Annotated in this window: 7 protein-coding genes; 6 read left to right on the top strand and 1 reads right to left on the bottom strand. The window is 56.4% G+C overall.

Features of this window, described 5'->3' with window-relative positions; all coding sequences use genetic code 11:
- The first annotated feature begins 329 nt into the window (after window positions 1-329).
- The 3 genes from feoA to feoC are packed head-to-tail and all read left to right on the top strand — an operon-like array spanning window position 330 to window position 3,154.
- Window positions 330-557 carry a ferrous iron transporter A gene (gene feoA, locus AK59_RS0104755; RefSeq protein WP_010436417.1) on the top strand — a complete coding sequence of 76 codons (228 nt, stop codon included), beginning with the start codon at window positions 330-332 and terminating at the stop codon, window positions 555-557.
- A 30-nt stretch (window positions 558-587) separates the two neighbouring features.
- Window positions 588-2,906 (top strand): Fe(2+) transporter permease subunit FeoB, encoded by a 2,319-nt coding sequence (feoB, locus tag AK59_RS0104750; RefSeq protein WP_029882174.1) that lies wholly within the window; start codon window positions 588-590, stop codon window positions 2,904-2,906.
- 8 nt (window positions 2,907-2,914) lie between these two features.
- Window positions 2,915-3,154, top strand: coding sequence for a [Fe-S]-dependent transcriptional repressor FeoC (gene feoC, locus AK59_RS0104745; protein WP_029882173.1), 240 nt, complete (start codon window positions 2,915-2,917; stop codon window positions 3,152-3,154).
- On the opposite strand, the gene bioH is transcribed toward feoC, so the two are convergent.
- Complete coding sequence (gene bioH / locus AK59_RS0104740) at window positions 3,126-3,908, bottom strand: pimeloyl-ACP methyl ester esterase BioH (RefSeq protein ID WP_029882172.1); 783 nt, start codon at window positions 3,906-3,908, stop codon at window positions 3,126-3,128. The genes feoC and bioH overlap by 29 nt on opposite strands.
- A gap of 35 nt (window positions 3,909-3,943) precedes the next feature.
- On the opposite strand from bioH, the gene gntX reads away from it, so the two are divergent.
- From gntX to gntT, 3 genes are all read left to right on the top strand, one after another.
- Window positions 3,944-4,627 (top strand): DNA utilization protein GntX, encoded by a 684-nt coding sequence (gene gntX / locus AK59_RS0104735; protein ID WP_029882171.1) that lies wholly within the window; start codon window positions 3,944-3,946, stop codon window positions 4,625-4,627.
- 61 nt (window positions 4,628-4,688) lie between these two features.
- On the top strand, window positions 4,689-5,264 hold the full coding sequence (gene nfuA / locus AK59_RS0104730; protein ID WP_013099096.1) for a Fe-S biogenesis protein NfuA: 576 nt from the start codon (window positions 4,689-4,691) through the stop codon (window positions 5,262-5,264).
- A 388-nt stretch (window positions 5,265-5,652) separates the two neighbouring features.
- Window positions 5,653-6,969 (top strand): gluconate transporter, encoded by a 1,317-nt coding sequence (gntT, locus tag AK59_RS0104725; RefSeq protein WP_013099097.1) that lies wholly within the window; start codon window positions 5,653-5,655, stop codon window positions 6,967-6,969.
- Window positions 6,970-7,101: the final 132 nt, after the last annotated feature.

Here is a 7,101-nt window from a genome sequence, read left to right as displayed (position 1 = left end):
TAAATGCCCCTCACCCTAACCCTCTCCCCAAAGGGGAGAGGGAACTTGAACACCCTCTCCCTTGAGGAGAGGGCCGGGGTGAGGGGACAAATTATATCGCAAAAGATGAAACCGATTGCATATCCATATTTAAACCACCATTTATCACCCCGTTAACAAATAATCCCCTTTTCGTTTTCCCGTCATTTCAGCAAATATTGAGCAAGGTCAAACAGGCCGTAAATTAATACGCTTAACAACATTCCGTCACAGTTTTCATATTGCTGATAAAAACTATTCTCATTATCATCCCATAGTAGATAATTTAACCTTTCGTGGAATCAGGCATTATGCAATTCACTCCAGACAGTGCATGGAAAATTACCGGTTTTACCCGCGAAATTAGCCCGGCCTATCGGCAAAAGCTGCTGTCGCTGGGCATGCTCCCCGGCTCGTCATTCCAGGTGGTGCGCGTGGCCCCGTTAGGTGATCCCGTTCATATTGAAACCCGGCGCGTGAATCTGGTACTGCGTAAAAAAGACCTCGCATTAATTGAAGTCGAAGCCTTATCCCAATAACAAGCCAGCGGTTTCAGTGAGTCGAAAACAATGAAAAAATTAACTATTGGCTTAATTGGCAATCCTAATTCCGGCAAGACAACGTTATTTAACCAGCTCACCGGTGCACGCCAGCGTGTGGGTAACTGGGCGGGCGTAACGGTTGAACGTAAAGAAGGCCAGTTCACCACGACAGACAATCAGGTCACCCTGGTGGATCTGCCCGGCACCTACTCCTTAACCACCATTTCGTCACAAACCTCGCTCGATGAGCAGATTGCCTGTCACTATATTCTGAGTGGCGATGCGGACCTGTTAATCAACGTGGTCGATGCATCTAACCTGGAGCGTAACCTCTATCTGACGCTGCAGTTGCTTGAGCTGGGGATCCCCTGCATTGTGGCGCTCAACATGCTCGACATCGCAGAGAAACAAAAGCTGCGTATAGACGTCGACGCCCTCTCCGCGCGTCTGGGCTGCCCGGTAGTGCCGCTGGTTTCTACCCGTGCCCGCGGAATTGACGCACTGAAGCTGGCCATTGACCGCCACGCGGGCAACGCCGACGTTGAGCTGGTGCACTATGCGCAACCGCTTCTGCGCGAGGCCGGTCTGCTGGCGCAGGAGATGGACAACAGCATGCCCGCCAGACAGCGCCTGTGGCTCGGCCTGCAGATGCTGGAAGGCGATATCTACAGCCGCGCCTATGCGGGCCATGCCGCAGACAAACTGGACGTGGCGCTGGCGCGTCTGAGCGATGAGCTCGATGACCCGGCCCTGCACATCGCCGACGCGCGCTATCAGGCCATCGCCGCCATTTGCGACGTGGTCAGCAATGCCCTGACGGCCGAGCCAAGCCGCTTTACGGCCGCCGTGGACAAGATTGTGCTTAACCGCTTCCTCGGTTTGCCGATCTTTTTACTGGTCATGTACCTGATGTTCCTGCTCGCCATTAACATCGGTGGCGCGCTACAGCCTATTTTCGATGCTGGTTCTGTGGCGATATTTGTCCACGGTATTCAGTGGCTGGGCTACACCCTGCACTTCCCGGAATGGCTGACCATTTTCCTCGCCCAGGGGATCGGTGGTGGTATCAACACCGTTCTGCCGCTGGTACCGCAAATCGGCATGATGTACCTGTTCCTCTCGTTCCTTGAGGACTCCGGTTACATGGCGCGTGCGGCTTTCGTGATGGATCGTCTGATGCAGGCCCTGGGTCTGCCGGGTAAATCCTTCGTCCCGCTGATTGTCGGCTTCGGCTGTAACGTGCCGTCGGTAATGGGTGCGCGCACGCTTGATGCCCCCCGCGAACGTCTGATGACCATCATGATGGCGCCATTTATGTCCTGCGGGGCGCGACTGGCTATCTTTGCGGTCTTCGCCGCGGCCTTCTTTGGGCAGGAAGGGGCGCTGGCGGTCTTCTCGCTGTATGTGCTGGGCATCGTGATGGCGATCCTGACCGGGCTCATGCTTAAACACACCATCATGCGCGGGGAAGCGTCGCCGTTTGTGATGGAACTGCCGGTGTATCACGTGCCGCATCTGAAAAGCCTGGCGATCCAGACCTGGCAGCGCCTGAAAGGTTTTGTTCTGCGCGCCGGTAAAGTGATTGTTATCGTCAGCATCTTCCTGAGCGCGCTGAACAGCTTCACCCTGAGCGGGCAGGCGGCGGATAACATCAACGACTCCGCCCTCGCCTCCGTCAGCCGCGTCATTACCCCGGTGTTTAAACCGATTGGCGTGCATGAAGACAACTGGCAGGCGACCGTTGGCCTGTTCACCGGCGCGATGGCAAAAGAGGTGGTGGTCGGCACCCTGAACACGCTTTACACCGCTGAGAATATCCAGGAAGAAGAGTTTAACCCGGCAGCGTTCCACCTCGGTGATGAACTGCTCGGCGCGGTGGAAGAGACCTGGCAGAGCCTGAAAGACACCTTCAGCCTGAGCGTACTGGCGAACCCGATTGAAGCCAGCAAAGGCGACGGCGAAATGGCCACCGGTGCCATGGGCGTGATGAGCGAGAAATTTGGCAGTGCGTCAGCGGCCTACAGCTACCTCATCTTTGTCCTGCTCTATATTCCGTGCATCTCGGTGATGGGGGCGATAGCCCGTGAGTCCAGCCGCGGCTGGATGGGGTTCTCCATCCTGTGGGGCTTAAACATCGCCTACTCGCTGGCGACGCTCTTTTACCAGACCGTTAACTTCAGCCAGCATCCGCGCTACAGCCTGGTCTGCATCCTGGCGGTTGTGCTGTTTAACGTGCTCGTTCTCGGTCTGCTACGCCGGGCACGCAGCCGCGTCGATATCAACCTGCTGGCAAACCGTAAAACCGCCGCGACCTGCTGCAACAGCCCGGCGGGCGACTGTCACTAGGGGGAGCCATGGCATCGTTGATTCAGGTTCGTGATTTACTGGCGTTGCAGGGGCGTATGGAGGCAAAACAGCTGAGCCTCAGCCTGCATACGCCGCAGCCGATGATCGATGCCATGCTGGAAAGACTGGAAGCGATGGGGAAAGCCATACGTATTCAGGAAGAGCCGGACGGTTGTCTGTCCGGCAGTTGTAAACATTGCCCGGAAGGGAAAGCCTGTCTCAGGGAGTGGTGGGCACTTCATGACTGAAGGCGATCAACGCTGAACAAAATTCGGCAGGATGCGAGATAAACGGCGCATGGGCCGCTTTGGCGATTGTCAGCGATTGACTCTCTGGCCACAGTTCATCCAGCAGTGGTACCACTTTGCGTGGAACCAGCCCATCCAGATAACCATAAATGCGCAGGTGCGGCACCGCCAGCGCGGTCAGCGGCTCACGCAGGTCGACCGTTTTCAGTAACTCGAGCCCCCCGTTCAGCACCTCCACATCCGGCATCGGCAGCGACAGCACAGTCTGCTTCAGCAGACGGGCATCCTTACGGGCGCTCTCTGTCCCCATCGTCTGCAGGGCCAGGAAGCGTTCTACCGTTCGCTGGTAATCTTCGCTCAACTGGCGCTGGAAGTTGCTCAGTACGTCCGGCTTAATACCCGGCCACTCCTCCTGCGCACTGAAGTTCGGCGACGAGGCCACCGTTACCAGCGCCTGCACGCGTTCAGGGTTCGTTAATGCAACCTCACTTGCCACCAGCCCGCCCAGACTCCAGCCGAGCCAGATGGCCTGTTGCGGTGCGGCGGCCAGAACCTGCTGCGCCATCTCTTCAAGCGACATCGCCCCATAGCCGCGGCTGCGGCCAAAGCCGGGTAAATCCACCAGATGCAGCGTGAAATGCGAGGCAAGTTCCTCATTTACGCAATGCCATACTTCCGCATTCAGTCCCCATCCGTGCAGCAGCACAAGATGGCGATTTCCCGTCCCTACGGTCTGCCACCACAGCGTCTTCATCAGTTACTGTTCTCTTTTTTACATGGAGGTTGTCTATGCTAACAGTGCCCGGCTTGTGCTGGCTATGTCGAATGCCACTTGCGCTGAGCGCGTGGGGAGTCTGCTCCGTCTGCACGCGTTCGCTGGCAAGTAGTATCACGACCTGCCCGCAGTGCGGTTTACCGGCGTACAGTCCACAGTTTCCCTGCGGTCGCTGCCTGAAAAAGCCACCACCGTGGAGCGCCCTGGTGGCGGTCGATGATTACGTCCCACCGTTAAGCAGGCTTATCCACGCGCTGAAGTTTTCCGGCCAGATTGCGCTGGCTCGCCCTCTCGCCCGCCTGTTATTGCTGGCGGTGTTGCAGGCACGGCGCACGCGCACGCTGCCGAAAGTGGATATGGTGCTGAATGTGCCCTTATACCGGCGCCGTCACTGGCGACGCGGCTACAACCAGAGCGACCTGCTCTGTCGCCCGCTCGCCCGGTGGCTCGGCTGTCAGTACCCAGCCGCTGCGCTGACGCGCCGCCATGCCACCGCCATTCAGCATCAGCTGAGCGCCCGGCTGCGCAAAAGGAACCTCAAAAACGCCTTTCGCCTTGAATTCGCCGTCAAAGGGCTCCATATCGCGATTGTGGATGATGTCGTCACCACAGGCAGTACCGTTGCTGAACTTTCCCGACTGCTTTTGCAAAGCGGCGCCGCGTCGGTTCAGGTATGGTGTCTGTGCCGTACCTTGTAGCCCTTCTCCAATGGGCGTATGATTATACCCAGGTAATTTAGTCAACTATTAGGCCAAAGCTATGATCCGTATTTCCGATTCTGCACAAGCGCACTTTGCCAAACTGCTGGCAAATCAGGAAGAAGGGACGCAGATCCGCGTGTTTGTGATCAATCCAGGCACTCCGAATGCAGAATGTGGTGTCTCCTATTGTCCGCCAGACGCGGTGGAAGCAACTGACACTGCCCTTAAATTTGACCAGCTCACGGCATATGTTGATGAGCTGAGCGCGCCGTATCTTGAAGATGCGGAGATCGACTTCGTCACCGACCAGCTGGGCTCGCAGCTGACGCTGAAAGCGCCAAACGCCAAAATGCGTAAAGTATCTGACGATGCCCCGCTGATGGAGCGCGTAGAGTATCTGCTGCAATCCCAGATCAACCCGCAACTGGCCGGCCACGGTGGTCGCGTTTCCCTGATGGAAATCACCGACGAAGGCTACGCAATTCTGCAGTTTGGCGGCGGCTGTAACGGTTGTTCCATGGTCGATGTGACCCTGAAAGAAGGGATCGAGAAGCAACTGCTGAACGAGTTCCCGGAACTGAAAGGCGTGCGTGACCTGACCGAACACCAGCGCGGCGAGCACTCTTACTACTGATTCATTGCCCGTCTGTATTGCCCGGTGGCGCTGCGCTTACCGGGCCTACAAAAATAGTGCGGTCTGATGCCCTCACCCCGCCCTCTCCCACGGGAGAGGGTGAAAACATTAAAAACGGTAACCTTGCGGTTACCGTTTTGCGTTTACCTCCATATGTTGACCTGCGTCTCATAATTTAAATTTTGCCCTCCAGGGTGATTCTCAATCACGTCATGTTACCCGTATCATTCTCATGGGCACTAAACACACTCATAACAGCCGACTAAACTAAATAGTTTCCAAGGTATCAGTATTAGTGCCGTTAACCACTCTGTTCCCAGTTGGGACAACCGGAACGTGTCGTTGAAACAATGACGTTACCCATAACAATTCAAAGGCCAGGTAAATCATGCCATTAGTCATCGTTGCTATCGGTGTTGTGTTATTACTGCTCTTGATGATCCGTTTCAAAATGAACGGGTTTATCGCTCTGGTTCTGGTGGCACTTGCAGTCGGTCTGATGCAAGGGATGCCGCTGGTCAAAGTTATTAGCTCCATTAAAGCGGGTGTCGGCGGCACGCTCGGCAGCCTGGCGTTGATCATGGGCTTTGGCGCCATGCTCGGCAAAATGCTGGCGGACTGCGGTGGTGCACAGCGTATCGCCACCACGCTTATCGACAAGTTTGGTAAGAAGAACATCCAGTGGGCAGTTGTGTTAACCGGTTTTACCGTCGGTTTCGCACTGTTCTATGAAGTGGGCTTCGTGCTGATGCTGCCGCTGGTCTTCACCATTGCGGCGGCGGCGAGCATTCCGCTGCTGTATGTCGGTGTACCAATGGCAGCAGCGCTGTCCGTGACGCACGGCTTCCTGCCACCGCACCCGGGCCCAACCGCTATCGCCACCATTTTCCACGCCGATATGGGTAAAACCCTGCTGTTCGGTACGATTCTGGCCATCCCAACCGTGATTCTGGCAGGCCCTGTTTATGCCCGCTTCCTGAAAGGCATTGATAAGCCGATTCCGGAAGGTCTGTACAGCGCGAAAACCTTCACCGAAGAAGAAATGCCTGGCTTTGGCGTCAGCGTCTGGACCTCTCTGGTCCCGGTGATCCTGATGGCGATGCGCGCCGTGGCAGAGATGGTTCTGCCGAAAGGTCACGCGTTCCTGTCCGTTGCTGAGTTCCTCGGCGACCCGGTGATGGCCACGCTGATTGCGGTGTTGATCGCGATGTTCACCTTCGGCCTGAACCGCGGTCGTTCCATGGATCAGATCAACGACACGCTGACCTCTTCCATCAAAATCATTGCCATGATGCTGTTGATCATCGGCGGTGGCGGTGCGTTCAAGCAGGTTCTGGTCGATAGCGGTGTGGATAAATACATCGCGGCCATGATGCATGAAACCAACGTGTCGCCGCTTCTGATGGCCTGGTCTATCGCCGCAGTTCTGCGTATCGCGCTGGGTTCTGCAACCGTTGCGGCAATCACCGCGGGCGGTATCGTTGCGCCACTGATTGCCACCACGGGCGTCAGCCCTGAGCTGATGGTTATTGCCGTCGGTTCCGGTAGCGTGATTTTCTCACACGTGAACGACCCGGGCTTCTGGCTGTTCAAGGAGTACTTCAACCTGACTATCGGTGAAACCATCAAGTCCTGGTCCGCGCTGGAAACCATTATTTCGGTGTGCGGTCTGGTCGGGGTGCTGCTGTTGAATATGGTGGTCTGATGCCATAAGTCGGGTGGCGGCTTCGCCTTACCCGACCTACTCGCTCCATGTAGGCCCGGTAAGCATAGCGCCACCGGGCAATAAAAAACCCGCCACTGGCGGGGGTTTTTTTTTTTTCTTTTTCGCGGGTTT

The organism is Enterobacter sp. T1-1 (assembly GCF_000710795.1).
Classification (GTDB): Bacteria; Pseudomonadota; Gammaproteobacteria; order Enterobacterales; family Enterobacteriaceae; genus Enterobacter; species Enterobacter cloacae.
This window is presented reverse-complemented; position numbering and strand designations above follow the sequence as displayed.